Source organism: Mycobacterium scrofulaceum (assembly GCF_001667885.1).
Lineage (GTDB): Bacteria > Actinomycetota > Actinomycetes > Mycobacteriales > Mycobacteriaceae > Mycobacterium > Mycobacterium scrofulaceum_C.
Genome location: NZ_LZJW01000017.1, coordinates 25,658 through 51,350, shown reverse-complemented (window position 1 = coordinate 51,350; position 25,693 = coordinate 25,658). Strand labels below are relative to the sequence as shown.

Genomic DNA, 25,693 nt, shown 5'->3' with positions numbered 1-25,693 from the left:
ACGGAAAACCCGAACTTCATTACGCCACACCGTGTACTGACGTCCGCCGACGGATACCCGATCACCGGCGCGGCAGGCTTCGTCTTGCCTGCCAGGCAAGGCCGGGGACGCTACGTGCGAGGTCCGGCCGACTCCCGGCGAAACAGCGCAGCGCACGATAGAACGCCCAAACCTGCCGCGCCGGTGATCGGGTATCCGTCGGCGGACGTCAGTACACGGTGTGGCGTAATGAAGTTCGGGTTTTCCGTCGAGCGGGAACACTGGCTTCATGGGACGAACTGACACCGCTTCGTTGGTGATTGCCGCCCCGCTGAGTCGGCGCGTAACCCCGCATCGCGCAAAGCAATTCACCATTAGCGGCGAAGCGACGAGCGGGCTCCGATGACATCGCGGACGGGAAGCCCGGTCCGGCGCTAGCGCGATTTCAGCCGGAAGATCGGAATGTCGCGGCCCGCGGGCGCCGCGCGGTCCCGGTATTCGGCGTATCCCGAGTAGATCCGGTTGGCCAACTCGAAGAGTCGGGCGTACTCGCCGGGATCGGTGACCAGCTGGGCGGTGAAGCGCTCGCCGCCGAATTCGCAGTCCGGATGCGCCTTCAAGTTGTAATACCACTGCGGGTGCTTGGTGCCGCCGAAGTTAGAGGCCAACAGGATGACGTCGGGCCCGTCATGGAAGTAGGTGAGTTGCACCACGCGCTTCTGACCGGACTTCGCGCCGGTGGTGACGAGCGGCGCATTGATGATCGAGCCCATGTTGACTCGGCCGCCGGTGAGGCGGAACAGGTGCGGATCGGTATGGCGTGCGATGTGGCGGGCCATGAACTGCCCCGCTCGCGAGCGTCCGAAACGAACGCTTGCCCGATACAGCGGACCCCGTCGTTTGTGCGGGTCCACGTACCTCAGCGGCATGTCCCGACGATACTTGGGCTAGGTCGAGGAAACGTTTGGGGCTTGCCTGCATTCCGGTCCGGCGAAATGCTTGAAGGATGGGTGAACGAATGAGGCCGTGCGTCCGGCGGTTCCGGCAAACCTTGATGGGCGGTGCGCTGGCGTTGTTCGCGCTCGGGCTGGCCGGCGGCCAGGCTCAGGCGGCACCGACCTCTCACTGGTGCCCGGGCAACCCATGGGACCCGAGCTGGGGCAACGTCTACGACTGGGACTGGGGTACGTGCCACGACTGGCAAGGCCCGGCGGGCCAAAGTTTCCCGACGGGCGCGGGGCCATGGGGCCCCGCACCGCTATGGGCGCCCCCACCGCCGCCCCCGCCGTCCTGGGCGCCCGGGGCCAAGCTGATGTGGAACCCGACCGGCCCCGGCAACTGGGGATTCTGGAACCACGGAATCTGGACCCCGGTCTAGTCGCACCCGCCCTCCTTGTCGGTGGTGCTCCGTAACATGCCCTCGTCACGTCACCGCAGTCGGGAGGGCCCATGAAATTCGTTTCCACGCGCATCATCACCGCCGACGTCAACCGGCTCGTCGGTTTCTACGAGACGGTCACCGGGGTCCCCGCGGTATGGGGCAACGAGCTTTTCGCCGAGATCCCCACCCCGGTTGGCACCCTGGCGATCGGCAGCGACAAGACCGTGCCGCTGTTTGCGGCCAAATCCGCCGAACCCGCGGCCAACCGCAGCGCGATCGTGGAATTCATGGTCGACGACGTCGACGCGGAGTACGAGCGACTGCGCGGACATGTCGGGGAGGTCGTGACCGAGCCGACCACCATGCCGTGGGGAAACCGCGCACTGCTCCTGCGGGATCCGGACGGAAACCTCGTCAACCTGTTCACTCCGGTCACCGACGAGGCCCGCGCCAAATTCGGAATCTGACTGTCGCGCAAGCGTATTCGGTCATCGTATGACGATGGACCGGGACGGCTTCAGCCCGTGGGCGGCCAACACCCGTGCATTCGGGCCATCGCGGCGTTATCGTTTAGCTCGTGGCCGTTGAGGACCGCCCCGAACCACCCGGAGAACTCGAACGTCAGGCCGACGCGCTTGATAAGCGCGAGGAGGCGCTCGATCAGCGCGAAGCCGAAGTCAAAAGGCGCGAGTGGCTGGCGGGTAGACGAGATCGGCTCGCCGACCAGCGGGATCGAATCGCGGACGACCGCGAGCGTCTAGCGGACGATCGGGAGCGGCGCGCGGACGAACGCGAGGGCACGGTCGAGCAGCGTGAGCGCGCTCGACTCCGGCGTGTGGACGAACAGGCGTCGCGCACCGAGGCGACGGCCCAGCGCGAGCAAGCCGACATCGATCGGGAGATGGCGGAAACCGAACGCGGGCCCGACTACACCTGAGTCGGCGCGTTTGCTGGTAGCCGGATCCGGTGGGACACCGGATTTGCTGGAAGTGCGGCGGACGCCATTGTCCGCTTTGCGAATGATGTAGGCCACAAATTTTGGCGAACAATAACCGCTATTGCTAGCGTCCCCGGCCATGGTAGTACTTGCAACATTGATGTCATTGATTAATCAGGTTTCCGGGACGCCCTATATTCCGGGTGGCGATTCTCCCGCTGGAACGGATTGCTCAGGACTCGTTTCGTGGGTTGCCAACGCAGCATCCGACAGGCCAGTCTTCGGCAACCGGTTCAACACCGGAAACGAAGAAGCGGCGTTGTTGGCCCGGGGTTTCCAGTACGGGACCGCCCCCAACGCCCTCGTGATCGGATGGAATGGCGGTCACACCGCCGCGACGCTGCCGGACGGAACCCCCGTCGCCAGTGGTGAGCGCGGTGGCGTGCACATTGGTGGTGCGGGCGCCTACCAGGCCGGGTTCACCCACCACATGTTCCTGCCGATGCCGCCGGATGGCGAGGGCGCACTTCCGCCTCCGCCGGACGCGCCGCCCCCGCCGCCCGACGCGCCGCCGCCACCGCCGGAGGCGCCGCCCGTGCTGGTCGACGCCGCGGCTCCAGCGCCGCCCGCGCCACCGGCCCCGCCTGCGCCGGAATTGCCGCCGCCCGGCGATCCCGGAATTGCGAATCCCTAACGAATTTAATTCGGGAAGGAATCGATTTCGCATATAGGCGAATTCCGCGAAGTCGGTCTTCAGGGGCATTCCCAGCAGCAGTCAAGTGAAATAGGTCCGGACACACCTGGTTTGTGATCTGGGCCACTTGGCTCGCGCAGCGCAGCGCGCCGGGATTTGCACAAGAACGAAGTGAAGTGTGCCCCGGCCGTCGATCAAGACGGCCGGGGCACACTTTGCTGGCGGCCCGGTGGAGCCGGACGGATATGCTGGCGCTGCCCGCGCCGTATCGGGCGGGCGTAACTTCTTTCAGCGAGCGAGGCGGATACCGGACATGATCTTCATCGTCGTCAAGTTCGAGACCAAGCCCGAGTGGACGGATCGCTGGACGGATCTGGTCGCCTCGTTCACCGCGGCCACCCGCGCCGAGGACGGCAACCTGTGGTTCGAGTGGTCCCGCAGCCTGGACAACCCGGCGGAGTACGTCTTGGTCGAGGCTTTTCGTGACGACGAGGCAGGCGCCATCCACGTCAACAGCGATCACTTCAAGCGGGCGATGCGAGAACTGCCGCAGGCCCTCACGGCAACTCCGAAGATCATCAACCAAACAATCGACGCCACCGGATGGTCGGAATTGGGCGAAATGTCGGTCGCCTAGCCGACTTCGCCTACCGTCACGGCGATTTCGCTGCCCAGTTGATAGCCCGGCGCCAGCGGAAGGGTGTCACCGCTCCAAAATTTGCCCGGGTCGAACCAGTTCGCGTCCTTGTCGGTGTTGAGCAATCCCATTTCCTCGTAGGTGATCGCCACCGTCTCCGCGCAGTAGGCCGTGGAAAGGCTCATCTTGCGTTCTTCGCGACGACGTCGCGTCTGCTCGCGAACCTTCTTGTCCACCAGAGGGATTCCCCGTACCCAGTCATTGATGGTCGGGAGCCGGCCGCGGAACCAGCGACCGGTCAGCCGTGCGGTGGTGGGAAACGCGGTGCCGTCCATCCGCGCGATCACCCGCAGCAGTTTGTTCTCCTGCTCGCGGGTGGGGTTGGGCGTCAGCTGGCGTAGCCAGCAGCGCTGCTGGTAGCGCTGCGTCCACTGCAGAACGGCCTGCTGCAGATCGTTGAGTTGCACGCCCCGGTGGTTGGTGCCGGTCCACAAGTCGACGAGTTTGTCGCCCAACTCCGCGTGCCAGATCAACGGCGGCAGGTCGTCGATCGCCACCGTCATGCCGACATGATTCACCGGTGCGTTGGTCAGCGTCTGAATCGCCCGGTCCGGACGCGAGCGGCCGCGGAACAACCAGAGATCACCGGTGCGAGTCTCGTTCAGGGCTTGATCGAGGGTGAGCATCAGGAACCCGCGAGGGCTTCGCGTGCGACCGTGCGGGCGGTTGCGGCGGCGGGATAGCCGGCGTAACCCGTCATGTGGTAGATCACCTCTTCGATCTCGGCGATGCTCAGGCCGTTGCGCAGCGCGATCTGGAAGTGAAACTTCATCTCCTCGGTGGCCCGCAGGGCGATGAGCGCGCCGAGCGTGACCAGGCTGCGCGAGCGACGATCCAGCCCGGGCCGGTTCCAGATGGCGCCGAAGACGTGGTCGAGGCCCAAGTCTCCGAGTTCGTCGGCGATGCCGCCGTCGCGCATCGTGGTGGTGCCGTCCGGGATCACCCCGGGCAACATGTCCCTGAACACGTTCAGTCCTTCGCTGCGTGGGTCAGCCATTCGGTTACCTTTCAATCCGGTTCGCGTGAGATCTGGTAGTCGATGTAGGCGTCCCAATCGTCGACGCGGCGGCGCAACTCGTCGACGACCGGCGGATGGGTGGGCAGGAAGAAGCGGTTGCGCAGGATGGCGTCGGCGACCATTTCGCCGACGGCCGCCGCGTCGAGCAGCTCGAACTGTTCACCGGGGATGCGCAGCGGCGCCCCGCGGCCGAATCTGGGTACCGCGGCGGCGATGTTGGTCAACACCGGCCCGGGACACAACAGGGTGACGCCAATGTTTCTGGGTCGCAGGTAAATTGCGAGCCCTTCGCTGAGCGCAACGATGGCGGCCTTGGTGGCCGCGTAGGGCAGCCGATCGTAGGAATAGGTGAACAGCCCGGCGAAGGATGCGGTGTTGACCAGGTGCCCGCTGCCCTGCCCGAGCAGCAGGGGCAGGAACGCCGCGTTGCTGCGCACCACCGACATCAGGTTGATGTCCAGAATGCGTTGCCACTCGCCGACCGGAATGTCTTCGGGTAGCCCGTTCGTCAGGACGCCGACGTTGTTGACGACGATGTCCACACGGCCGAACCGCCGCAGTGCGGCATCGCGAATGCCCTCAAACGCATCCGATTTCGAGACGTCGGCATGCTGCGGCAAAGCGGCACCGCCCCGGTTGCTCAGCTCATCGGTCAGCGCGGCAAGACCGTCATCGTCGACATCGACCGCGACGATGTGCGCGCCACCGTCGGCGAGGGCGCACGCGATCGCGCGGCCGATGCCGCTGGCCGCCCCGGTGATGACCGCGACCTTGTCGCGAAGAGTCTCCATGCGTCCGCGCCCGTTTGAGTCAAAATCACCTGTTGCAAGAGCACACAAGTTAATCACAGCGCGAATACGCTGTGGTGATGCGCAGAGCGTGGAAGTGGATCGGGCTGGCCGGCGTCGCCGGTGTCGTCGCCGGGGGCGCGCTGGTCGCGCGCGATCAACGCAAACGCCGCGCCTACACCGCGGACGAGGTCCGGTCGCGGCTGCATCAACGGCTGGCCGAATACGACGGGGAGGGCTTTCAGTCCAGGTCGGGGTCGGCCGGGGCCTCCACGGCGAACAACGAATAGGTCCCCGAAAAACCTTTCAGCTCGACCTCGCGGCCCTTGTCGAAGTGGATGTCGTCGCAGTCGGAAAGGGCATCCCGCACAGGCTGACTCACCAGGATCTCGCCGCCGGCGGCCTGGGCTGCCACCCGCGCAGCCATCGCGACGTTGCGGCCGAACAGATCATCGCCGCGCCGCACCGACCGGCCCATATGGATACCGATCCGAACGCGAATCTCCTCGTGCCGCTTGCGTTTTGCGTCCTTGCGCAACGCGTGCTGCAGGTCGATGCCGCACCGCACCGCCTGGTCGGCGCGGGAGAAGGCGATCATGAAGCCGTCGCCCTGGCTCTTCACCACGTGTCCGGACCGCTGCTGCACCAGGTCCGACACCAGCTTGTCATGTGCGCCAATGAGTTTGACAAAGGCGCGATCACCGATCCGCTCGTTGAGCGCGGTGGATTCTTCGATGTCGGAGAACAGGATCACCACCCGGCCGTCGGGGGTCACCTTGGCCAGGTCGGGCCGTTCCACCTCCGCCCAGTCGGCAAGATCCTCGATCGAGCTGCGTACGGCGGCGCCGAAGCCTTCTTTGCGGACCACGTTGGCGGTGTTCCACACGGTTTTGAGGGCCTCGCGCCCGCCCGACAGCAGCCAGCTGCGGGTGTCGGTCCGGTGCCGCAATTCGTCGATCTCCTGGCGGCTGCGCACCAGCAACCGCGAAAGCACGCCGAGTGCGACCGCTTCGATCGCGGCGATGCCCGCCACGACGTAGACCGTGATATGCAGCGCATCACCCACGCAAGCATCCTGCCAAGGCCGCGATGGCTTGCGGTTGTCGGGCCTGTGTGCGGTGTCTAGTGTTAGGTCCGACCGCCGCGGGTAGTGAGTTGTAAAGAGCCAACGACTTCGGAGGTGCGGGCTTGGCTGACGGCGGTGACAACTCTTCGAACAAGCTGGTGATCTTCGGCATCACCGGCGATCTGGCGCGCAAGATGACCTACCGCGCTCTGTACCGCCTCGAGGCCCGCGAGTTGCTCGACATCCCGATCATCGGCGTGGCCAGTGACGACATGCCGCTCGAAAAGCTGGTCGAGCGCGCCCGCGAGGCCATCAAGGCCTCCGGGGAGAAGTTCGACGATGCGGTCTTCGACCGGCTCGCGGGCCGGCTGTCCTACCTGCACGGCGACGTCACCGACGAAGAGCTGTACGGCCGGCTCGCCAAGGAGATCGGCAAGGACTGCCGGCCCCTGTACTACCTGGAAATGCCGCCGTCCCTGTTCGCGCCGATCGTCGAAAACCTCGCCAAGGCCGACCTGCTGGAGTGCGCCCGCGTCGCGGTGGAAAAGCCGTTCGGCCACGACCTGGCCTCGGCGCGCGACCTGAACGCCCGGTTGCGGGCGGTGCTCGACGAGGACCAGATCCTGCGGGTGGACCACTTCCTGGGCAAGCAGCCCGTCGAAGAGCTGCAATACCTGCGCTTCGCGAACAACGCCCTGGCCAAGCTGTGGGATCGCGACAGCATCTCCGAAATCCACATCACCATGGCCGAGGACTTCGGCATCGAGGACCGCGGCAAGTTCTACGACGCGGTCGGCACCCTGCGCGACGTCGTGCAAAACCATCTGCTGCAGGTGCTCGCGCTGGTCGCGATGGAGCCCCCGGTCGGTCCCAGCGCCGACGACCTGAACGACAAGAAGGCCGAGGTGTTCCGGGCGATGCCGGCGTTGGATCCCGGGCGGTGCGTGCGGGGTCAGTACCGCGGCTACACCGACGTCAACGGGGTGGCCAAGGATTCGCAGACCGAGACCTACATCGCGCTGCGGACCGAGATCGACAACTGGCGCTGGGCGGGCGTGCCGATCTTCCTGCGCGCCGGAAAGGCGCTGCCGGAGAAGGTGACCGAGGTGCGAATGTTCCTGCACCACGTGCCGGGGTTCTCGTTTCTGCCGAACCGCCGGCCACCCGAGCCCAACCAGATCGTGCTGCGCATCGATCCCGATCCCGGAATGCGGCTGCAGCTGTCGGCCCAAGTCGGCGACGGATGGCACGACGTGCACCTGGACTCGTCGTTCGCCGAGGACCTCGGCGAGGCCGTGCGGCCCTACGAACGGCTCCTGTACGCCGCGCTCACCGGGGACCGGCAGCTCTTCGCCCGGGAAGACGCCATCGAGGAGACGTGGCGCATCGTGCAGCCCGTGCTGGACAAGCCGAGCCGCATCCACCATTACGACCAGGGCTCGTGGGGGCCCGAGGCCGCGCAGTCGCTGCTGCATGGTCATCGCAGCTGGCAAGAGCCGTGGCTGCCCAAGCACACGTCGTCACAGTAAGGAGATCGGGAAGTGCAGCTCGGAATGATCGGACTCGGCCGGATGGGCGCGAACATCGTTCGCCGGGTCGCCAAGGATGGGCACGAATGCGTGGTCTACGACCACAACCCCGACGCGGTCAAGGCGATGGCGGGGGAGGAGCGCACCACCGGGGTGTCGTCGCTGCGGGAGCTCGCCGAGAAGCTGACCGCGCCGCGGGTGGTCTGGGTGATGGTGCCGGCCGGGACCATCACGACGGGCGTCATCGAGGAGCTGGCCGAGACGCTGGAGCCCGGCGACATCGTCATCGACGGCGGCAACTCGTACTACCGCGACGACATCAGCCACGCAAAGACGCTGTCCGAGAAGGGCATTCACCTGCTCGACTGCGGCACCAGCGGTGGGGTCTGGGGACGGGAGCGCGGCTATTGCCTGATGATCGGCGGCAGCGACGAGGCTTTTCTGCACGCCGAACCCATCTTCGCCTCGGTAGCTCCCGGAGTGGACGCGGCGCCGCGCACGCCGGGCCGTGACGGCGAGGTGGACCGGTCGGAGAAGGGATACCTGCACTGCGGGCCGTCCGGCGCCGGGCACTTCGTCAAGATGGTGCACAACGGCATCGAGTACGGGATGATGGCCTCCCTCGCCGAGGGGCTCAACATCTTGCGCAACGCCGACATCGGCAAACACGTGCAGGAGGGCGACGCCGAAACGGCGCCGCTGTCGAATCCGGAGTACTACCAATACGACTTCGACATCCCCGAGGTCGCCGAGGTGTGGCGCCGCGGCAGCGTGATCGGTTCCTGGCTCTTGGACCTGACCGCGAGCGCGCTGCGCGAATCGCCCGATCTCAAGGAGTTTTCGGGACGGGTCTCCGACTCCGGGGAGGGTCGCTGGACCGCCATCGCGGCGATCGACGAGGGCGTCCCGTCGCCCGTGCTGACGACCGCGCTGCAGTCCCGCTTCGCGTCGCGGTCGCTCGACGACTTCGCCAACAAGGCGCTGTCGGCGATGCGCAAGCAGTTCGGCGGGCACGCCGAAAAACCGGCGAACTAGTCACTGCGCCACCAAGAACCAGTGGCGATTGCGAGGGCGGCGTAGCCGGGCGATGCGGGTCGCCACCGTCGGACTAGTGGCGCTTGACGAACTTCACCACGGCGTCGCTGAACGCGTCGTTGTCGTCGCCGGCCGCGGTGTGCCCGGCGTTGGAAAGCTCGACGAACTCCGCCCGCGGCACCGTGGCCAAAAAGTGCCTGACCCCCTCGGGGCTCACCACGTCGGACAGCTTGCCGCGGATCAGCAGGACAGGAATCGACAGGTGCTTCGCGGCCTGCTCGAAGTTCTCCGTGCGCAACTCGGGGTCGTCGCCCGGCTTGGTCATGAACGCCGGGTCCCAATGCCAGTACCAGCGGCCGTCGCGCAGGCGCAGGTTCTTCTTCAACCCCTCGGGGCTGCGCGGCTTCTCTCGATACGGCAGGTAGCTGGCAACGGCGTCGGCGGCCTCCTCCAGCGAGTCGAAACCTTCGAGGCCGCTGATCATGAAATCGCGAATGCGGGCGCTGCCGCCCTTCTCGAATCGCGGCACCACGTCGACGAGGACCAGCCGGGTCACCTTCGCCGGCCCGGCCCGGTGGGCGGCGAGGATGCCCGTCAGCCCGCCCATGCTCGCCCCGATGATCATCACCGGCCGGCCGATCGCCTCGATCACCTGCAGGACGTCGGCGGTCAGGGTGTCGACGTCGTAGTCGGCGTCGGGGGCGCGATCGCTGTCGCCATGTCCGCGGCTGTCGAGCGCCACGACGTGCAGGCCCTCGTCGGCGAGGGTCTGACCGGTGTTTTTCCACGAATGCCGGTTCTGGCCGCCACCATGCAGCATCAGGACGCTGGGTCGGCCCGCGCCGTCGGTCCCGCGATTCCATTCGTCGGCGACCAGCCTGATCCCGCCGGCGCCGGAAAACTCGACCGTCTCGGGGCTGCTGGTGACGGTGCTCATGCGACCTGACGTTACATAGCGCATATATGCACCGTTCGCCGGGGCGACGGCGCGATGAGTTTCCGTCCCGGCCCGGGTCTATCGAGACGACACCAACGAGCCAATGAGGAGGCCGCAGCCCATGCCATCGATCACCCCGTCGTTGTGGTTCGACCACGACTTGGAGGAGGCAGCCGAGTTCTACACCTCCGTTTTCCCGAACTCCCACATCGAGGGCTTCAACCGGACCACAGAGGCCGGACCCGGCGAACCGGGCACGGTGCTGTCGGGCAGCTTCGTGCTCGATGGCGCCCGCTTCATCGGGATCAACGGCGGCCCGCACTTCCGGTTCACCGAGGCGGTCTCCTTCACCGTCCACTGCAAGGATCAGGACGAGGTCGACTACTACTGGGAGCGGCTGACCGACGGTGGCGAGGAATCGCAGTGCGGCTGGTGCAAAGACCGCTTCGGCCTGAGCTGGCAGATCATCCCGGATCGGCTGTACGAGTTGATCGGGGATCCGGACCGGCAGCGCGCGGCGGCGGCCACGCAGGCGATGTATGGCATGCGGAAGATTGTCATCGCCGATTTGAATCGGGCCGCCGCGCAGGTATAACGAAACTCCCTGTCGCAGGCCCGGTTTGACCGCTCGGGCCATGCGGTCGGTGCGTCGTGGACCCGCACGCGTTAGGTTGGTCCCTGCGGACGCGCCGAGCAGGGAGTGGACATGGGTGAACCGGGCTGGATCGACGTGCCGAGCCCTGCCGGGAACCTGAAGGCACTCACCTGGGGGCCCAGCGACGCCCCCCTCGCGTTGTGCCTGCACGGCTTCCCCGACACACCCTACGGATTTCGCAAGATCGCTCCGCGGCTCGTGGAGGCGGGCTGGCGGGTGGTGGCGCCCTTCATGCGGGGGTACGCACCTTCCTCGATTCCGGCCGACGGCAGCTATCACATCGGCGCGATGATGGACGACGCCCTGCGCGTCCGTTCGGCCGCGGGCGGCACCGACGGTGACGTCGTGATCGGCCACGACTGGGGCGCGATCGCCACCACCGGTCTGGCCGCCATGCCCGACAGCCCGTTCACCAAGGCGGTGATCATGTCGGTGCCACCGTCGGCGAGCTTCCGTCGCCCGGCAGGCGCCGGCGAGCGCGCTCGGCTCGTCGCACACCTGGCGCGCCAGCTGTTGCGCAGCTGGTACATCATGTACTTCCAAATCCCTTGGCTGCCAGAACGTTCCGAGTCGTGGGTGCTGCCGCTGCTTTGGCGACGATGGTCCCCGGGATATCGCGCCGATGAGGATCTGCGTCACGTCGACGCGGCAATCGGGACGCCGGAGAGCTGGCGCGCCGCGCTGGGGCCCTACCGCGCCACGATCCGCAACACTCGGCCGCCGGCGCAGTATGCCCAACTGAACGAGCTGTGGACCGAAGAGCCGGTGTGGCCTTGCCTGTACCTGCATGGCCGCGACGACGGCTGCATGACACCGGCTTTCGCCCGCTGGGCGGAGAAGGTGTTGCCGCCGGGCAGCGAGGTGGCCATCGTCGAACACGCGGGGCACTTCCTGCAGCTCGAACAGCCCGAGAAGGTCGCCGATCTGGTGCTCGGGTTCATCGGTTCACCCGGCTGAATGGCCGCGGAGCCGCTGGCCGCCGTCGATGCGCAGTTCTATTGGATGTCGGCCAAGATCCCCAGTGACGAGTTCCTGCTGTACGCCTTCGACGGCGAGCCCGCGGACTACCCGGCCGCGGTCGACCACGTCCGCAGCAGGGCCGGTGCCGACCCGGCGCTGACGCTGCGCGTGGAAGACGGCAGTCCGCTGACGTACCCGCGATGGGTTCCGTCGGCCGTCACCCCCGAGTGGGTGGTACGCCACGACCTCGACGACCGGAGCTGGGCCGGCTGCCTGGCGGCCGTCCTCGCCCTCGCCGGAGACCAGCTGGACGTGCGCCGGATGCCCTGGCGGCTGCACGTCTTCACCCCGGTGCCGGACATCCCGGGCGTCAACGGGTCCGGCACCGTCGCCGTACTGCAGGTCGCGCACGCGCTGGCCGACGGGGCGCGGGCGGCCGCCATGGCGGGCTGGCTGTTCGGCCGGCCGGATCCGGTGCCGCGGGTCCAGCGCCTGCGGGCCGGGTTCCTGCCCTGGCGAGCCGCCCAGGCGGCGCGGGCCCACCGGCGGCTGGTCGCCGAGACCCGCGCCGGGCTGCTGTCCCCCCCGCCCGGCCCGCGGCCCCTGCTGCCGACGAACGCGCGCCCCGGCGCGGCCCGCTCGGTGCGCACACTGGTGCGACACCGCAAGCAGTTGCGCGGTCCCACCGTCACCGTAGGCGCGCTGTCGGCGATCTCCACGGCGCTGTCCAACCTGTTGGGTGATGTCGCCGATACGGCGGGCGCCGAAGTGCCGATGGCCAAACCCGGTGCGGCGCATGCGCACAACCATTTCGGGAATGTCGTGGTGGGCCTCTACCCGAGGCTGGGGTCGCCGGCCCGCGCCGAGCGGATCGCGGCGGAGCTGGCCGCTGGCCGGAGTCGCTTCTCGCACCCGGCGACGCGCTACGCCGACCGGGCTTTCGCCGCGGTGCCGGCGCCGCTATTGCGCTGGGGCGTAGCCCAATTCGACCCCGACATCCGTCCGACGCAGGTCTCGGGCAACACCGTCGTGTCCAGCGTCAACCGCGGGGGTGCCGATCTGACCTTCGGCGGCGCGCGGGTGGTGTTGACGGCCGGCTTTCCGGCGCTGTCGCCGGCGATGGGGCTGACGCACGGGGTGCACGGCATCGGCGACACCATAGCGATCAGCGTGCACGCGGCCGCGACGGCCGTTCCCGACATCGACGCGTATCTGGAGTTGCTCGACGCCGCGCTGTAGCTACTGCGCGTCGCCGGATCGGGCCGCTTCCTCGCGCGTCAGGCCGACGGCGGAAATCAGCTCCTCGTGCATCTCGAACCACACCGTGTGGTAGGAGTCGATCAGCGGCCTGGTCAGCCAGGCGATGTCTCCGGCCCGCGCTTTGTCCAGTGCCGCAGCAAGTTTCGTCGAGTAGGCGTTCAGCCGGGGCAGTTGCGTCGCGGCCGCGGCGATGATCGGCTGCACGCGCGCGTGCACATCGTCGAGGCGGGCCAGCACCGCGGCGTCGTAGTCCGGGTCGTCGTGGGCGTTGGGAGTTCCGCCGGGGCCGCCCTTGAGCTGCCAATCGGTCACCACGGCCTTGAAATCGGCGTTGACGGAGCGAAAGTTGTCGTAGGCCGCCGCGATCGCGGCCCGGTCGACGCCCCTGCGCTCCTCGTCGAGCAGCGCAGCGAGCCTGTCGCGCCCGCCGGCGGTGATTCGCACCGTCGCGCCGTCGGCGAGGAGGCCCGCCTCGGTCAGCCGTTCGACGGTCGTCGTGACGTCGGCGAGGTCCTCGCCCAAGGTGGCGGCCAGGTCGGCGGGCCGCACCCGCCCCTTCAACCGAACCGCTTGCAGCACGGCCAATTCGCTCATCGGTTCGTCCCGTCGGCCAGGCGCAGGGCGGTCAGCATGACGATCAGCGGGGTGGCCGAGACGACGTCGGTGTGCCCGCTTTTGAGCGCCGCGGCCACCGCGGCCTCGGTGTTGTCGGCCAGCCGCAGGTGCTCGCCGGCATTGTGGGCGCGCAGCGGGCTGATCCGACGAGCGATGTCGGCGAGCTCGCGCAATTCGGGCGTGTCGTTCTCCGACCACGCGGACAGGCTCAGGTTGCCCTCGCGCACTTCGCCTTTCGCGCCGTCGACGGTGATCGACTTGCCGGCCAATGAGGCGGCGACTCCGGGGCCGCAACCCACCACCGCCACCCGCCCGAGTTCCCGGCTGACCACCGCCGCGTGGCTGGCCGCGCCGCCGACTTCGGTGACGATCCCCTGCGCGGCAAGCATGCCCGAAACGTCCTCGGGCCTGGTGTGGTCGCGCACCAGGATCACTGACTCGCCCCGTTCGGCGGCATCGAGCGCCTCGTCGACGTCGGTGTAGGCCGTGCCCGACGCCACGCCCGGGCAGGCGGGCAATCCCCTCGCCAAAAGCCGCGCCGCCAAGCGCGTTTCCGGTTGCAACGCGGGCATCAGCAGCGTCTTCACGTGCGCGGGCGTCACGCGCCGCAGCGTTTCGGCGTCGTCGATCAGCCCCTCGTGCCGCAGCTGCAGCGCCAGACGCACCGCGGCCTGCGCCGACCGCTCCGCGCCGCGGGTTTGCAGCAGCCACAGCTTGCCGTCCTCGACGGTGAATTCGATCTCTTGGACGTCGGACTCCAGCCGTTCCAATCGTCGTGCGGCGTCCATCAATTCGTCGTAGACGCCCGGCTGCTCGTCGCGCAGGGCGCTGACGGGTTCGACGTCGACCGATCCGGACACCACGTCATCGCCCTGGCCGCCGGGGAGCCATTCTCCGAACGGTTCGTCGTCCCCGGTGATCGGGTTCCGTGAAATCAGCACCCCCGCACCGGAGTCGGGACCGCGGTTGCCGAACACCATCGCCTGTACGACGACGGCCGTGCCGCTCTGGTCGCCGCCGCCGGAATGGGCCCGGTAGGCGACCGCGCGGGGTGAGTTCCACGAGGCGAACACCGCCTCGATCCCGGTGCGTAGCTGCTCATAAGGGTCGGCGGGCACCGACTCGTGTTCGCCCAGGCCGACGATGCGCCGATACATCCGGTCGAATCGCTGGCGGGTGTCGCGGGCGAACCCCGGGGCGACGGCGGCCAGCGCCCGCTCGGCCTCGTCGTTGATCCCGAGGTCAAGGATCGTGTCCATCATGCCCGGCATCGACTGGGTGGCCCCGGACCGCACGCTGACGAGCAGGGGATTTGGACCCCGCCCGAACGCGCGCGAGGTCTGCGCCTCCAGCCAGCTCATCCGGTCGAGCACGTCGTCCCAAATGGCGTCCATCACCGCCCGCGGGTCCGCGAGGTACCGCAGGCCCACCTCGGTGGTGATGCAAAACGCGGGCGGCACCGGCAAACCATGCCGGCGCATCACCTCGATGCCGTGGCCCTTATTGCCCAACAGCTCCCGCGGGTGCCTCGCTGTGCCGTCCAGTAACACCACGTATTGCCCGCCAGAAGCGGCCCCGGGCGCGTCACGGCGGGTGCCGCGTGCGATACGAGCCGTGGTGCACCCCCTTTTTATGAGCCGTCGAAAGGCCAACGTCGGACCGCCCGCAATGTTCCCACATGGGCCGACGGAGTTAGCTGCTCGGCGGTCCTGTTGTCCGGTCCGCCCCATGATCTAGGTTTGCAGGTATGACTCCCTACGACGTCGGGTTACTCATCCTGCGGCTGGTATTGGGCGTGACGTTGGCCGCGCACGGCTACAACAAGTTCTTCGGTGGCGGCCGGATCCCGGGCACGGCGCGGTGGTTCGAAAGCATCGGCATGAAGCCGGGCAAGTTCCACGCCACCGTGGCCGCCACGACCGAGATGGCCGCCGGGCTGGGCCTGGCCGCGGGGCTGCTGACACCGATCCCGGCGGCGGGCTTCGTGTCTTTGATGCTGGTGGCGGCCTGGACCGTGCACCGGGCCAACGGCTTCTTCATCGTCAAGGAGGGCTGGGAGTACAACCTGGTCCTGGCAGTCAGCGCCATCGCGGTGGCCACCCTGGGCGCCGGCAAGCTGAGCCTGGATTACGTCGTGTTCGGGCACAACTGGATGGACGGCTGGCGTGGCCTGCTGATCTCGCTGGTGCTCGGGCTCGCCGGCGCGGTCGGCCAGCTGGTGATCTTCTACCGGCCGCCCGCTAAGCAGGCCGGTTAGCTGACAGCGCTCTTCGTTCTCGCGAACGTGAGCGCGGTGCACACCACCAGCACGCCGGTGGCCGCGGCTTCGGCGATCAACGCGGAGGAATTCAGCACGTCCCGGTCTGGGACCGGAGAGATGCCCAAGTCGTGTTTGGCATCGCCGGCCAGTACCGCCGGATAGATCAGACACAGGGCGGCGCTGAGGAATGCGATGACCGCGCTTCCGCACGCGACGAGTCCCAACACCCGCACTCGGCGCGCGCCGAGCAACGCGCCGCCGGCGGCGATCGAGGCGATCAGCACGACCCAGCCGGGCGTGCCGTTGACCAGGCCGGTGAACAGACCGCCATAGTGTTCGCCATAGTCGCCGATGTAGATGCCCAGACCGTTCCAACGCATGGGCAAGCCCAATGGGCTGGTATCGACCCACGGCAGAAGAGTCATTGCGGCCGAAGCGGTGGCCGCCACGACGGCCACTAACTCAATTGCTCTCGTGCGCACCCGGTTTCCTCCCGATATCTTCGTCAAGCAAGGAGTTCGGTTAACGCAAACCAAATGTACGGACCTGCGGGGTTAATTACGATTCCGCTGTGCCCCTGCTCGCGTGCCATGTTCACCACGCGCTCGATCGTTAGCGACAACGCCGCGTCGGCAGGGTTGAAGGCGAGGACCTCCGGCGCGCTGGTGAAGCTGAAGATACTTGTGGTGCCGTCTGGGTGCGTGGTGGTGCGGATACCCACGCCGCCACGTGAGTCGTCGGCAGCCAGAACCATTGGGCCGTTGTCGCGTAGGACTTTGAGTACGCTCTGCCTGTCGACTTTGCCATCATTGTGGTCGGCCAGAACTTGCTTGAGCCGTTGGTTATTGCCGTTGCGCAGCGCGAAATCAATCTCCGGCGCTGACAGTGCGCACGTGGGCCCCGCGGGGTCGATGTAGAGCCAGGCGTACCCGTGGCTTCGAGCCAACTCAAGCGCCCCGATAGCCGGCTGGACCAACGACTGTGTGGGGGCGCCCGGTGGATGTAGGCGAGCGATTTCCTCGTTGCGGGTGTAGCAGAACAGCGCTGAACCACCATTGGGGCCAGTGCCGCCTCGAATTTGCAGCTGAGAGCCCGCGGCGAACGGTTTGTCGCTTAGTGCGTCGGATCCGGTGACATCGAGCAACACTTCCCCGTACATGCACGAGCGCAGTACCTCAAGGGCCCCGCGTTGGTTGGGTTGGGCGGCGAAGGCTGCAACGGCTCGTCGCAGCACCACGTGATCGACCAGTCTGACGCGATCGCGGTAACGCTCACCTGTCATGACTCGCATTCCCCCCAAACTGGCCTCGTGTGAGGACCAGCGATAAATTTTGGCCTCAGCAATATCGTCCGCCGTCGAACCGGGCGGGATGTCAACGGCACCGGGCCTTACGAGCTTCAAGTGTCAGCCGGCACCCCATCGAGGAGCAGACCACCATCAGTTAATTCAACCGTGGTCCTTGAGCGATCTATGAGGTCGAAGCGTTTCGCGCCGAACCGTACGTCAGACATCCACGCGGCGTTCAGCAGTGGGGACGGCACATTGAATTCACCCTCGGCGGTCAGGATGATGGTGGTGCCCCCATCGCGGAGTCTCATGATCGAATGATCCGTCGGGGCGATAGGTACCTCACGCAGTGGACCGGGCATTGTGCCGATGAAGAAACGCGCGCTGTAGAGATCGGTCGTGGTCGTGACACAGATCAGGGTGTTGTCAGCGCCGCGGGCCAGGTATTCGATCCGCATATTAGATCTCAGTGTTCCAGCCATACCGCGATGGACTTTCGTTAACCGCGGTCACGAGTCGGCCAGATCTCAACGGGATTTGCGCCCAAAGGCTCAATGACAATGGCCACGTCCTTCATCAGCTCGATCGAGCGATTGGTTTCGAGGACTCTCTGTATGTCTCCCTCGAGAATCATGTAATTCGAGCGATTCATTTGTTCGTAGAAAGCCATAAGCGACTCCCTACTGCGGAACACAGGGAAGAACTGCGCCTCGCCGCGTCCGAGTAAAAAGAGCTTTCGTTTGCCATCTTTGGTGTCGCCAAACGGCGTGGAGTAATAGACCTTATCCTCACCGACAGCGTGTGTCGCATGACGTTTCTTCCTGAAGAGGCTCACAGCGTTTTCCTTCACGGCGGTGCTGCTGGTGTGCCAGCAAGTGCGACGTTACGTTCAAATTCATGGTTTGTGGCTATCCGGGCCAAGGGGCTAGAAGTGGGGTGCCCGATTCGCTCGTGCTGCAAGCGGACTCGCGGACCCATCGAATACTATGCCGCGCACATAAATATTGGCGCTCTTAAGCTCGGCTAGACGACCGCGGCGGTCTCGGCCTCCCGGACCTCCGCGGCCGCCCGCTCGCCGGAGCGGATCGCGCCGTCGATCCACCCGCACATGATGGCCGAGCTCTCGGTTCCGGCCCAGTGAATGCGGCCGCATGGCTCGCGCAGCGTATAGCCGAATTCGGTCAGCACACCGGTCGGTGCGTGACCGATCATCCCGCCGCCGGAGTAGCGGTCGACGGTCCAGTTTTGCTCGTGGTACTCCTGCGGCGTTCTGGCTTTCTCGCCGAATCGGTCGACCAACTCGCCGATGAGCGCCGCTCGCCGCTCCGCCTCGTTCAGCTTCGTCAGCCGCCGTGCCGCGGGCCCTTCGGAGATGACACACATGACGCCGGGGTCGCCGGTGTCCGTGCAGGCGTCGATCGTCAGGCTGGCGGGGGATCCCGGCGCGGCCGACTGACCGGAGAGCCCGTCGGCGCGCCAGAACGGCTCGTCGTAGACGATCGACGTCTTGATGACCGCACCGCTCGGCATGCGCTGGTGCAGCATCGCCCGATCCACCGGCAGCATCGGCTCGTAGACGATCGAGGAAGCGATGGCCAGTGGGATCGCCACGATGACCCGGCGCGCGCGCACCGTCAGGTCGGAGGCCGTCACCGTCACGCCGTCGGCATCCTGGGCGATTTGGCGAACCGGTTGCGAAAGGTGCACCGCGTCGCCCAGTTCGGCCGCGATGGGGCCATAGATGGCGCCCATTCCGCCGACCGGGCGGGCGTCCTGGGAGCCGCCCTTGCCCGAAATCGCGAACGTCAGTCCGCCCGCCGACGCCGTTTGCAGCAATCCCCACAACAACGACGTCTCCGACGCCGCCGAGGTGTAGAGGCCGGCAAAGGCCATGTCCAGCATCTCGCGGGCCTGCTTGGACATGGTGTTCTGTTCGAGCCATTCCCCGATGCTGATGCGGTCCCACTCGTCCGCCTGCTTGGCATCCCAGGGCGCTTCCCGCGGAAGCGATTTGGCCATTTTCTCGATCGACAACAAACCCATCCCGAGGTTGGCGACCGCCCACGGGCTCATCGTCCACGGGATGGTGCCGCCATAGCGGTGCTTCTTGCCGTCGACGATCATCATGGCGTCGCCATCGTTGTGCTGCTTGTACTCGGCCACGCCGAACTCGTCCATCATCGCGTAGATCCGGTCCTGGCCCGGTCCGATCCACGCGCCGCCCCGGTCGATCCACGAGCCGTCGGCACGGTACTCGGTGAACGTGCGGCCGCCGACCCTGTCGCGCGCCTCCAGCAAGGCCACCGAAAGGCCGGCCTGTTTCAACCGCAGGGCCGCCGCCAGACCCGCGAATCCCGCTCCGACCACGCAGTAATCGACCTCTGCCACGGCTGACTCCTCAACCTAGCCCCGCCCCAGCAGCAAACTACACCGCGGGCGGCGCCGATGGTGGCGGGTTAACTCAGATTTCTGCGCGCGTTCGTGCCGGCCCTAGGGTGCGGATTTGTGTTGACGCATACGGTTCGCACGCGGCGCAGCTCCGACGACTTCCCCCGCGCCGAGCATTTGGCGGCCAAGATCGCCGAGGTCGCCGCCGACCCCGTTGCCGTCGAGCCGGAAACGGCGGAGATGGTGGTGAACCGGATCATCGACAACGCGGCCGTCAGCGCCGCCGCCGTGCTGCGTCGGCCCGTCACGGTGGCGCGACGACAGGCACTGGCCCATCCGGCGCGCCGGGGCGCCCGGGTGTTCGGCGTCGACGGCACGTATTCGGCGGAGTGGGCGGCCTGGGCCAACAGCGTCGCGGTGCGCGAACTCGACTTCCACGACACGTTTTTGGCCGCCGAATACTCCCACCCGGGCGACAACATCCCCCCGCTAGTCGCGGTGGCCCAGCAGCGGGGACTGCCGGGCGCCGACCTGATCCGTGGTGTGGTCACCGCTTACGAAATCCAGATCGACCTGGCCCGCGGAATCTGCCTGCACGAACACAAGATCGACCACGTTGCGCACCTGGGTCCGTCCGTGGCGGCCGGCATCGGGACCATGCTGCGGCTGGACACCGAGACGATCTATCAGGCGGTCGGGCAGGCGCTGCACCTGACCACCAGCACCCGCCAGTCGCGCAAGGGGCTGATCTCCAGTTGGAAGGCCTTCGCGCCCGCGCACGCGGGCAAGGTCGCCATCGAGGCGGTGGATCGGGCGATGCGTGGCGAGGGATCACCGGCCCCGATCTGGGAGGGCGAGGACGGGGTGATCGCCTGGCTGCTGGGCGGACCGGACCGCGAATACCAGGTGCCGCTGCCCGCTCCCGATGAGCCCAAGCGCGCGATCCTGGACAGTTACACCAAGGAGCACTCGGCGGAGTACCAGAGTCAGGCGCCGATCGACCTGGCGCGGCGGCTCCGCGAGCGGATCGGCGACCTCGGCGAGGTATCGACCATCGTGCTGCACACCAGTCACCACACCCACGTCGTGATCGGTACGGGGTCGGGCGATCCGCAGAAGTTCGACCCGGACGCGTCGCGGGAGACGCTCGACCACTCGCTGCCCTACATCTTCGCCGTCGCGCTGCAGGACGGAAGCTGGCACCACGAGCGGTCCTACGCCGCCGAGCGGGCCCACCGGCCCGACACCGTCGAACTGTGGCGCAAGATTTCGACGGTCGAGGATCCGGAGTGGACCCGCCGCTATCACTCGGCGGATCCGGCGCAAAAGGCGTTCGGCGCGCGCGCCGAGGTCACGCTGAAAAGCGGAGAGGTGATCGTCGACGAACTGGCCGTCGCCGACGCGCATCCGCTTGGCGCGCGGCCGTTCCGGCGTCCGCAGTACGTGCAGAAGTTCACCCGGCTTGCCGGCGACGTCGTGGAACCCGCCGAGCGGCAACGGTTTCTGGACGCAGTCGATTCCTTGGCCGGCCTGCGCGCCGGCGCGCTGGCCGCGCTCAATCTACGCGTTGACCCAGGGGCTCTCGAGCGGGCCCCGGCGACGCCGCCGGGCATCTTCGAGTGACCGAAATCGGGTGTGCAGTCACGGCTTTGAGTGTGCGGCCAGGGCGGAGTTTTCGCGGATTTCTCGCCCTCACTTCACGCTGGACGCCCTCAGCTCACCCTGGAAGCCTTAAGGGCTGGGCGCCGGCCCGCCGTACTGCCACACCAAATTGTGGGCGCCGGTCATCGTGGGGTTGCACCACATCGTCCGGCCGTTGGCGTCCTGGGTGGTCGCGTGCAACGCCGCGCACCCGTCGCCGGGCGCCGGCGCGTCGGCCCGGGCGACCGCGATCGGTGAGACGGCGGCGACCAGCACCGCAGCCGATATGGAAATGAAAAGCCTGCTCATGGCGGACGCCTCCTAGTGGGCCGCGCCGATCCGGTTTTCACGCTATCCGTCGGTGAGGGCACAGGCAATGGATTGTTGCCCGGCTTGAGTGCGGTTCGCCTAGAACACGTTCTAATCTGACCACCATGGGATTTCTCAAGCCTGAGCTGCCGCAGCTCGACATGGCCGAGTGGAACAAGGGCACGCGTAGCGAGAAGATCCGGCCGATGGCCAGGCACTGGGCCGAGGTGGGCTTCGGCACGCCGGTCGTGCTGCACCTGTTCTACGTCGCCAAGATCCTGCTCTACATCCTCGGCGCGTGGGTGTTCGCCTCGGCCACCAGGGGACTCGGCGGATTCACCCACGTCGCGTCGTGGTGGTCGGAGCCGATCGTGTTCGAGAAGGTCGTGCTGTACACGATGCTGTTCGAGGTGATCGGGCTGGGCTGCGGCTTCGGCCCGCTGAACAACCGGTTCTTCCCGCCCATGGGCTCGGTCCTGTACTGGATGCGGTTCGGCACCATCCGGCTGCCACCGTGGCCGAACCGGGTCCCACTGACCGAGGGCACCAAGCGCAAGCCGATCGACGTCGCGCTGTACGCGCTGTTCCTGCTGGTGACATTCGCGGCGCTGTTCGCCGACGGCACCGGACCGATCCCCGAGCTCGGCACGACGATCGGATTGCTGCCGGCCTGGAAGATCGTGCTGATCCTGCTGCTGCTCGGTGTGCTCGGCCTGCGCGACAAGGTGATCTTTTTGGCCGCGCGCGGTGAGGTCTACGCGACCATGGCGGTGACGTTCCTCTTCGGCGGGGTGGACATGATCGTCGGGTCCAAGGTGGTGTTCCTGGTGATCTGGATGGGCGCCGCCACGTCCAAGCTCAACAAGCACTTCCCGTTCGTGATCTCGACGATGATGTCCAACAACCCGCTGGTGCGGCCCCGCTGGCTGAAGCGGCAGTTCTTCGAGAGGTTCCCGGACGACCTGCGGCCCGGTCGGTTGTCGCGATGGCTGGCCCACATCAGCACGGCCATCGAGATGCTGGTGCCGTTGCCGTTGTTCTTCTGCCACAGCGGCTGGCCCATCACGATCGCCGCCATCGTGATGGTCTGCTTCCACCTCGGCATCCTGGTGTCGATCCCCATGGGCGTCCCGCTGGAGTGGAACGTCTTCATGATCTTCGGTGTGCTGTCGCTGTTCGTCGCGCACGCCCGCCTGGGCCTGCGTGACCTGAGGCACCCCGTGGTGGTGGCGATACTGTTCGTCGTCATCGCGGGAATCGTCTTGCTGGGCAACATGTTTCCCCGCAAAATCTCGTTCCTGCCCGGCATGCGGTACTACGCCGGGAACTGGGACACCACGCTGTGGTGCATCAAGCCGTCGGCGAGCGACAAGATCGCCAGGGGCATCGTGGCGATCGCCAGCATGCCGCAGGCCCAGCTGGAGAGGTTCTACGGCAGCCCGGAGGCCGCGCAGATCCCGCTCTACATGGGATATGCGTTCCGCGGGTTCAACACTCACGGCCGTGCGCTGTTCACCCTGGCGCATCGCGCGATGGCGGGCCAGAACGAGGACGACTACGTCCTGACCGACGGCGAACGCATCTGCAGCACCGCCATCGGCTGGAACTTCGGCGACGGCCACATGCACAACGAGCAGCTGATCGCCGCGCTGCAGGAGCGCTGCCACTTCGAGCCGGGGGAGGTGCGGGTGGTGCTGCTCGACGCGCAGCCCATCCACAAGCAGACCCAGGCGTATCGGCTGGTGGACGCGGCGACCGGCGAGTTCGAGCGCGGCATCGTCCGCGTCGCCGACATGGTGACCCGGCAACCGTGGGCCGACGACGTTCCCGTCCAGGTGCTGCCCAGGTCCGAATAGGCCGCGAGCGTAACCACACTGCGAAAAACCGAGCCGAAAATCGCAGTGAGGTTACGCTCGCGAAACCTCAAGCCTCCGAACGGACCTCCCGGGCCGCGGCGACCATGTTCTTCAGCGACGCGGTGACCTCGTCGGAGTTGCGGGTCTTCAAGCCGCAATCGGGATTGACCCAGAGCCGTTCCGCGGGAACCGCTCTCAGCGCCGCGCGCAAAGACTCAGCCATCTCGGCTGTGCTCGGCACCCTCGGCGAATGGATGTCGTAGACGCCCGGTCCGACGCTGTTGGAGAAGCCCGCCGCGTTGAGGTCGTCCAGCACCTCCATGCGCGAGCGTGCCGCCTCGATCGACGTCACGTCGGCGTCCAGGTCGGCAATGGCCCCGATCACCTCGCCGAACTCCGAATAGCACAGGTGGGTGTGGATCTGCGTGGAGTCCGCGACGCCGGAGGTGGCCAATCGGAAAGACCCTACCGCCCAACGCAAATAGTCCTCCTGATCGGCGCGGCGCAGCGGCAGCAGTTCCCGCAGCGCCGGCTCGTCGACCTGGATGACGGCGATGCCCGCGGATTGCAGGTCCACGGTCTCGTCGCGGATGGCCAGCGCCACCTGGTTGGCGGTCTCGGCCAACGGCTGATCGTCGCGGACGAACGACCAGGCGAGGATCGTCACCGGACCGGTCAGCATGCCCTTCACCGGCTTGTCGGTCAGCGACTGCGCGTACTCGATCCACTCGACGGTCATCGGGTGGGTACGGATGACATCGCCGTAGAGGATCGGCGGACGCACACAACGGCTGCCATACGACTGCACCCATCCGTTGGACGTCGCGAAGAAACCCGTCAACTGCTCGGCGAAGTACTGCACCATGTCGTTGCGCTCCGGTTCGCCATGCACCAGCACGTCGAGGCCCAGCTCCTCCTGCAGCATGATGACGTCGGCGATCTCCTTTTTCATCCGCTTCTCGTACTCCGCCTGGTCGATCTCGCCGGAGCGCAGCGCCGCGCGCGCCTTACGGATCGCGGACGTCTGCGGATAGGAGCCGATGGTCGTTGTCGGCAACGGAGGCAGGTGCAGCCGCGCTTCCTGACTCGCGCGCCGCTCCGCCGCGTCGCCGCGGTGGGTGCCGGTGGCGACGATCGAGTCGATGCGGGCCCGCAGCTCGTCGTTGTGCAGCCGGGGATCGCTCTGGCGGGAGGCCACCGCGGCGTTGGACGCTTCGATCTCGTCGGCGACGGCCTCACGCCCGTCACGCAGGGCGCGCGCGAGCGTCACCACCTCGGCAACCTTCTCCTGCCCGAACGCCAGCCAGCTGCGCAGCGCGTCGTCGAGTTCGGTTTCGGGTTCCAGCGAATACGGCACGTGCATCGTGGAACACGAGGTCGAAACCGCCACGGCACCAGCAGAATTGAGAAGGGCCTTCAGTTTCCCGAGCGCAGCCTCGAGGTCGGTGCGCCAGATGTTGCGCCCGTCCACGACGCCGGCCACCAGTGTCTTGCCGGACAACTCGGGGATTCCCGCCACCGCGGCGCCGGCCCCGTAGACCAGGTCGACGCCGATCGCCTCGACCGGGGTGCGGGCCAGCCCGGCCAGGGCGGCGCCGGGATCGCCGAAGTAGGTGGCGACGTAGATGGCGGGGCGGTTGCCCGCCTTGCCCAGCGCGGTGTAGGTGGCCTCGGCCAGTGCCGGGGCATCGGGGGAGATGTCGGTCACCAACGCCGGCTCGTCGAACTGCACCCACTGCGCGCCGTTGTCCGCGAGCAACGACAACAGCTCCGAGTAGATTCCCACCAGCTCCTGCAGCCGATCGATCGGCGCGCCACCGCCGTTGACCGCCTTGCTCAACAGCAGGAAGGTGATCGGCCCAATGATGACCGGTCGGGCGCTGATGCCTTGCGCGAGAGCTTCTTTCAGCTCGGCGAGCACTTTGTCGGGGTTGAGCGCGAACGAGGTCGCGGGCTCGATCTCGGGAACCAGGTAGTGGTAATTGGTGTCGAACCACTTGGTCATCTCCATCGGCGCGACCTCGGAGTTGCCGCGCGCGGCGGCGAAGTAGCGATCCAGGTCGTCGGACACCTGCGCGGCCCGGGCCGGCAGGGCGCCGAGCATCACCGCCGTGTCCAGCATCTGGTCGTAATAGGAGAAGGTGTTCACCGGGACGGAGTCCAGGCCGGCGGCGGCGAGGCCGGCCCACATGTCGCGCCGCAGGGTGGCGGCAACCGATTCCAGCTCCGAACGACTGGTGCGTCCGGCCCAGTAGCCCTCGGTGGCGCGTTTGAGTTCGCGCCTGGGGCCGATCCGCGGGGAGCCGACGACCGTTGCGGTAAAGGGTTGAGGGGTCACGATATCTTTCGTCCTTCAATCGACGGGGTGGTCACCGCCAGCGGACGCGAGCCGACCGGTTG

The 25,693-nt window shown here is 67.0% G+C and carries 29 protein-coding genes; 14 read left to right on the top strand and 15 right to left on the bottom strand.

Annotation, left to right across the window (positions count from 1 at the left end):
• Positions 1 to 413 precede the first annotated feature (413 nt).
• Positions 414 to 908, bottom strand: coding sequence for a nitroreductase family deazaflavin-dependent oxidoreductase (locus tag A5681_RS01605; protein ID WP_067268836.1), 495 nt, complete (start codon positions 906 to 908; stop codon positions 414 to 416).
• Between the two features lie 89 nt (positions 909 to 997).
• Here A5681_RS01605 and A5681_RS26235 point away from each other — a divergent pair, with 89 nt between their 5' ends.
• The 5 genes from A5681_RS26235 to A5681_RS01585 all read left to right on the top strand — a co-directional run bounded on the left by A5681_RS26235 (position 998) and on the right by A5681_RS01585 (position 3,628).
• Positions 998 to 1,357 carry a hypothetical protein gene (locus A5681_RS26235; RefSeq protein WP_082968157.1) on the top strand — a complete coding sequence of 120 codons (360 nt, stop codon included), beginning with the start codon at positions 998 to 1,000 and terminating at the stop codon, positions 1,355 to 1,357.
• A gap of 71 nt (positions 1,358 to 1,428) precedes the next feature.
• Positions 1,429 to 1,827 carry a VOC family protein gene (locus tag A5681_RS01600; RefSeq protein ID WP_067268835.1) on the top strand — a complete coding sequence of 133 codons (399 nt, stop codon included), beginning with the start codon at positions 1,429 to 1,431 and terminating at the stop codon, positions 1,825 to 1,827.
• A gap of 110 nt (positions 1,828 to 1,937) precedes the next feature.
• Positions 1,938 to 2,297 (top strand): hypothetical protein, encoded by a 360-nt coding sequence (locus A5681_RS01595; RefSeq protein ID WP_067268834.1) that lies wholly within the window; start codon positions 1,938 to 1,940, stop codon positions 2,295 to 2,297.
• A 139-nt stretch (positions 2,298 to 2,436) separates the two neighbouring features.
• Positions 2,437 to 2,991 (top strand): glycoside hydrolase, encoded by a 555-nt coding sequence (locus A5681_RS01590; protein WP_082968156.1) that lies wholly within the window; start codon positions 2,437 to 2,439, stop codon positions 2,989 to 2,991.
• A gap of 313 nt (positions 2,992 to 3,304) precedes the next feature.
• The gene (locus A5681_RS01585; RefSeq protein WP_067268832.1) at positions 3,305 to 3,628 is read left to right on the top strand and encodes a putative quinol monooxygenase; all 324 of its coding nucleotides are present in this window, start codon (positions 3,305 to 3,307) and stop codon (positions 3,626 to 3,628) included.
• Here A5681_RS01585 and A5681_RS01580 read toward each other — a convergent pair.
• From A5681_RS01580 to A5681_RS01570, 3 genes are read right to left on the bottom strand one after another with little or no spacing between them, the layout of a single operon-like run.
• Complete coding sequence (locus A5681_RS01580; RefSeq protein WP_067268831.1) at positions 3,625 to 4,314, bottom strand: guanylate cyclase; 690 nt, start codon at positions 4,312 to 4,314, stop codon at positions 3,625 to 3,627. The two genes, A5681_RS01585 and A5681_RS01580, sit on opposite strands and share 4 nt — an antisense overlap.
• A complete protein-coding gene (locus A5681_RS01575) occupies positions 4,314 to 4,685 on the bottom strand; it encodes a carboxymuconolactone decarboxylase family protein (protein WP_067268830.1) in 372 nt (123 codons plus the stop codon). The genes A5681_RS01580 and A5681_RS01575 overlap by 1 nt, the downstream gene beginning before the upstream one ends.
• 11 nt (positions 4,686 to 4,696) lie before the next feature.
• Positions 4,697 to 5,497, bottom strand: a complete 801-nt coding sequence (locus tag A5681_RS01570) for an SDR family oxidoreductase (RefSeq protein WP_067268829.1) — start codon at positions 5,495 to 5,497, stop codon at positions 4,697 to 4,699.
• Between the two features lie 77 nt (positions 5,498 to 5,574).
• Between A5681_RS01570 and A5681_RS01565 the strand changes: the two genes are divergently transcribed.
• Positions 5,575 to 5,784, top strand: a complete 210-nt coding sequence (locus A5681_RS01565; RefSeq protein ID WP_067268843.1) for a hypothetical protein — start codon at positions 5,575 to 5,577, stop codon at positions 5,782 to 5,784.
• Here A5681_RS01565 and A5681_RS01560 read toward each other — a convergent pair.
• The gene (locus tag A5681_RS01560) at positions 5,736 to 6,560 is read right to left on the bottom strand and encodes an adenylate/guanylate cyclase domain-containing protein (protein ID WP_067268828.1); all 825 of its coding nucleotides are present in this window, start codon (positions 6,558 to 6,560) and stop codon (positions 5,736 to 5,738) included. The two genes, A5681_RS01565 and A5681_RS01560, sit on opposite strands and share 49 nt — an antisense overlap.
• A 122-nt stretch (positions 6,561 to 6,682) precedes the next feature.
• Between A5681_RS01560 and A5681_RS01555 the strand changes: the two genes are divergently transcribed.
• Positions 6,683 to 8,089, top strand: coding sequence for a glucose-6-phosphate dehydrogenase (locus A5681_RS01555; RefSeq protein ID WP_067268827.1), 1,407 nt, complete (start codon positions 6,683 to 6,685; stop codon positions 8,087 to 8,089).
• 12 nt (positions 8,090 to 8,101) lie between these two features.
• A complete protein-coding gene (gene gnd, locus A5681_RS01550) occupies positions 8,102 to 9,124 on the top strand; it encodes a phosphogluconate dehydrogenase (NAD(+)-dependent, decarboxylating) (RefSeq protein WP_067268826.1) in 1,023 nt (340 codons plus the stop codon).
• A gap of 73 nt (positions 9,125 to 9,197) precedes the next feature.
• Here gnd and A5681_RS01545 read toward each other — a convergent pair whose 3' ends face one another.
• Positions 9,198 to 10,061, bottom strand: coding sequence for an alpha/beta fold hydrolase (locus A5681_RS01545; RefSeq protein WP_067268825.1), 864 nt, complete (start codon positions 10,059 to 10,061; stop codon positions 9,198 to 9,200).
• Between the two features lie 121 nt (positions 10,062 to 10,182).
• Between A5681_RS01545 and A5681_RS01540 the strand changes: the two genes are divergently transcribed.
• The 3 genes from A5681_RS01540 to A5681_RS01530 all read left to right on the top strand — a co-directional run bounded on the left by A5681_RS01540 (position 10,183) and on the right by A5681_RS01530 (position 12,915).
• Positions 10,183 to 10,656, top strand: a complete 474-nt coding sequence (locus tag A5681_RS01540) for a VOC family protein (RefSeq protein ID WP_067268824.1) — start codon at positions 10,183 to 10,185, stop codon at positions 10,654 to 10,656.
• A 111-nt stretch (positions 10,657 to 10,767) separates the two neighbouring features.
• A complete protein-coding gene (locus tag A5681_RS01535; RefSeq protein ID WP_067268823.1) occupies positions 10,768 to 11,673 on the top strand; it encodes an alpha/beta fold hydrolase in 906 nt (301 codons plus the stop codon).
• Positions 11,674 to 12,915 (top strand): WS/DGAT domain-containing protein, encoded by a 1,242-nt coding sequence (locus tag A5681_RS01530; protein WP_067268822.1) that lies wholly within the window; start codon positions 11,674 to 11,676, stop codon positions 12,913 to 12,915.
• Here A5681_RS01530 and A5681_RS01525 read toward each other — a convergent pair whose 3' ends face one another.
• Both A5681_RS01525 and A5681_RS01520 read right to left on the bottom strand, forming a co-directional pair.
• A complete protein-coding gene (locus A5681_RS01525) occupies positions 12,916 to 13,530 on the bottom strand; it encodes a hypothetical protein (protein WP_067268821.1) in 615 nt (204 codons plus the stop codon).
• Positions 13,527 to 15,158 carry a pyruvate, phosphate dikinase gene (locus A5681_RS01520; RefSeq protein ID WP_231996190.1) on the bottom strand — a complete coding sequence of 544 codons (1,632 nt, stop codon included), beginning with the start codon at positions 15,156 to 15,158 and terminating at the stop codon, positions 13,527 to 13,529. The genes A5681_RS01525 and A5681_RS01520 overlap by 4 nt, the downstream gene beginning before the upstream one ends.
• A gap of 140 nt (positions 15,159 to 15,298) precedes the next feature.
• Here A5681_RS01520 and A5681_RS01515 point away from each other — a divergent pair, with 140 nt between their 5' ends.
• Complete coding sequence (locus tag A5681_RS01515; RefSeq protein ID WP_067268819.1) at positions 15,299 to 15,808, top strand: DoxX family protein; 510 nt, start codon at positions 15,299 to 15,301, stop codon at positions 15,806 to 15,808.
• Here the strand turns inward: A5681_RS01515 and A5681_RS01510 are convergent.
• The 5 genes from A5681_RS01510 to A5681_RS01490 all read right to left on the bottom strand — a co-directional run bounded on the left by A5681_RS01510 (position 15,805) and on the right by A5681_RS01490 (position 19,487).
• Positions 15,805 to 16,269: a hypothetical protein gene (locus A5681_RS01510; protein WP_231996189.1), complete on the bottom strand. Its 465-nt coding sequence runs from the start codon at positions 16,267 to 16,269 to the stop codon at positions 15,805 to 15,807. The two genes, A5681_RS01515 and A5681_RS01510, sit on opposite strands and share 4 nt — an antisense overlap.
• A 47-nt stretch (positions 16,270 to 16,316) precedes the next feature.
• Positions 16,317 to 17,093 (bottom strand): SseB family protein, encoded by a 777-nt coding sequence (locus A5681_RS01505; RefSeq protein WP_067268842.1) that lies wholly within the window; start codon positions 17,091 to 17,093, stop codon positions 16,317 to 16,319.
• A 116-nt stretch (positions 17,094 to 17,209) separates the two neighbouring features.
• On the bottom strand, positions 17,210 to 17,557 hold the full coding sequence (locus A5681_RS01500) for a hypothetical protein (protein WP_067268817.1): 348 nt from the start codon (positions 17,555 to 17,557) through the stop codon (positions 17,210 to 17,212).
• Positions 17,558 to 17,598: 41 nt separating this feature from the next.
• Positions 17,599 to 17,934: a hypothetical protein gene (locus A5681_RS01495; RefSeq protein ID WP_067268841.1), complete on the bottom strand. Its 336-nt coding sequence runs from the start codon at positions 17,932 to 17,934 to the stop codon at positions 17,599 to 17,601.
• A gap of 188 nt (positions 17,935 to 18,122) precedes the next feature.
• On the bottom strand, positions 18,123 to 19,487 hold the full coding sequence (locus A5681_RS01490; protein WP_067268816.1) for a flavin monoamine oxidase family protein: 1,365 nt from the start codon (positions 19,485 to 19,487) through the stop codon (positions 18,123 to 18,125).
• A 117-nt stretch (positions 19,488 to 19,604) separates the two neighbouring features.
• Between A5681_RS01490 and prpD the strand changes: the two genes are divergently transcribed.
• Complete coding sequence (prpD, locus tag A5681_RS01485) at positions 19,605 to 21,110, top strand: 2-methylcitrate dehydratase PrpD (protein WP_082968155.1); 1,506 nt, start codon at positions 19,605 to 19,607, stop codon at positions 21,108 to 21,110.
• Positions 21,111 to 21,218: 108 nt separating this feature from the next.
• Here the strand turns inward: prpD and A5681_RS01480 are convergent, their stop codons facing one another.
• On the bottom strand, positions 21,219 to 21,437 hold the full coding sequence (locus tag A5681_RS01480) for a hypothetical protein (RefSeq protein ID WP_067268814.1): 219 nt from the start codon (positions 21,435 to 21,437) through the stop codon (positions 21,219 to 21,221).
• A 125-nt stretch (positions 21,438 to 21,562) separates the two neighbouring features.
• Here A5681_RS01480 and A5681_RS01475 point away from each other — a divergent pair, with 125 nt between their 5' ends.
• The gene (locus A5681_RS01475) at positions 21,563 to 23,293 is read left to right on the top strand and encodes a DUF3556 domain-containing protein (protein WP_067268813.1); all 1,731 of its coding nucleotides are present in this window, start codon (positions 21,563 to 21,565) and stop codon (positions 23,291 to 23,293) included.
• Between the two features lie 67 nt (positions 23,294 to 23,360).
• Here A5681_RS01475 and metE read toward each other — a convergent pair whose 3' ends face one another.
• Positions 23,361 to 25,631, bottom strand: coding sequence for a 5-methyltetrahydropteroyltriglutamate--homocysteine S-methyltransferase (gene metE, locus A5681_RS01470; protein ID WP_067268812.1), 2,271 nt, complete (start codon positions 25,629 to 25,631; stop codon positions 23,361 to 23,363).
• Positions 25,632 to 25,693: the final 62 nt, after the last annotated feature.

Bases quoted from the DNA above. Each gene is read 5' to 3' on its own strand.
- A5681_RS01605 (WP_067268836.1), bottom strand. From the start codon at position 908: ATGCCGCTGAGGTACGTGGACCCGCACAAACGACGGGGTCCGCTGTAT.
- A5681_RS26235 (WP_082968157.1), top strand. From the start codon at position 998: ATGAGGCCGTGCGTCCGGCGGTTCCGGCAAACCTTGATGGGCGGTGCG.
- A5681_RS01600 (WP_067268835.1), top strand. From the start codon at position 1,429: ATGAAATTCGTTTCCACGCGCATCATCACCGCCGACGTCAACCGGCTC.
- A5681_RS01590 (WP_082968156.1), top strand. From the start codon at position 2,437: ATGGTAGTACTTGCAACATTGATGTCATTGATTAATCAGGTTTCCGGG.
- A5681_RS01585 (WP_067268832.1), top strand. From the start codon at position 3,305: ATGATCTTCATCGTCGTCAAGTTCGAGACCAAGCCCGAGTGGACGGAT.
- A5681_RS01580 (WP_067268831.1), bottom strand. From the start codon at position 4,314: ATGCTCACCCTCGATCAAGCCCTGAACGAGACTCGCACCGGTGATCTC.
- A5681_RS01575 (WP_067268830.1), bottom strand. From the start codon at position 4,685: ATGGCTGACCCACGCAGCGAAGGACTGAACGTGTTCAGGGACATGTTG.
- A5681_RS01570 (WP_067268829.1), bottom strand. From the start codon at position 5,497: ATGGAGACTCTTCGCGACAAGGTCGCGGTCATCACCGGGGCGGCCAGC.
- A5681_RS01565 (WP_067268843.1), top strand. From the start codon at position 5,575: ATGCGCAGAGCGTGGAAGTGGATCGGGCTGGCCGGCGTCGCCGGTGTC.
- A5681_RS01545 (WP_067268825.1), bottom strand. From the start codon at position 10,061: ATGAGCACCGTCACCAGCAGCCCCGAGACGGTCGAGTTTTCCGGCGCC.
- A5681_RS01540 (WP_067268824.1), top strand. From the start codon at position 10,183: ATGCCATCGATCACCCCGTCGTTGTGGTTCGACCACGACTTGGAGGAG.
- A5681_RS01535 (WP_067268823.1), top strand. From the start codon at position 10,768: ATGGGTGAACCGGGCTGGATCGACGTGCCGAGCCCTGCCGGGAACCTG.
- A5681_RS01530 (WP_067268822.1), top strand. From the start codon at position 11,674: ATGGCCGCGGAGCCGCTGGCCGCCGTCGATGCGCAGTTCTATTGGATG.
- A5681_RS01525 (WP_067268821.1), bottom strand. From the start codon at position 13,530: ATGAGCGAATTGGCCGTGCTGCAAGCGGTTCGGTTGAAGGGGCGGGTG.
- A5681_RS01515 (WP_067268819.1), top strand. From the start codon at position 15,299: ATGACTCCCTACGACGTCGGGTTACTCATCCTGCGGCTGGTATTGGGC.
- A5681_RS01505 (WP_067268842.1), bottom strand. From the start codon at position 17,093: ATGACAGGTGAGCGTTACCGCGATCGCGTCAGACTGGTCGATCACGTG.
- A5681_RS01500 (WP_067268817.1), bottom strand. From the start codon at position 17,557: ATGCGGATCGAATACCTGGCCCGCGGCGCTGACAACACCCTGATCTGT.
- A5681_RS01480 (WP_067268814.1), bottom strand. From the start codon at position 21,437: ATGAGCAGGCTTTTCATTTCCATATCGGCTGCGGTGCTGGTCGCCGCC.
- A5681_RS01475 (WP_067268813.1), top strand. From the start codon at position 21,563: ATGGGATTTCTCAAGCCTGAGCTGCCGCAGCTCGACATGGCCGAGTGG.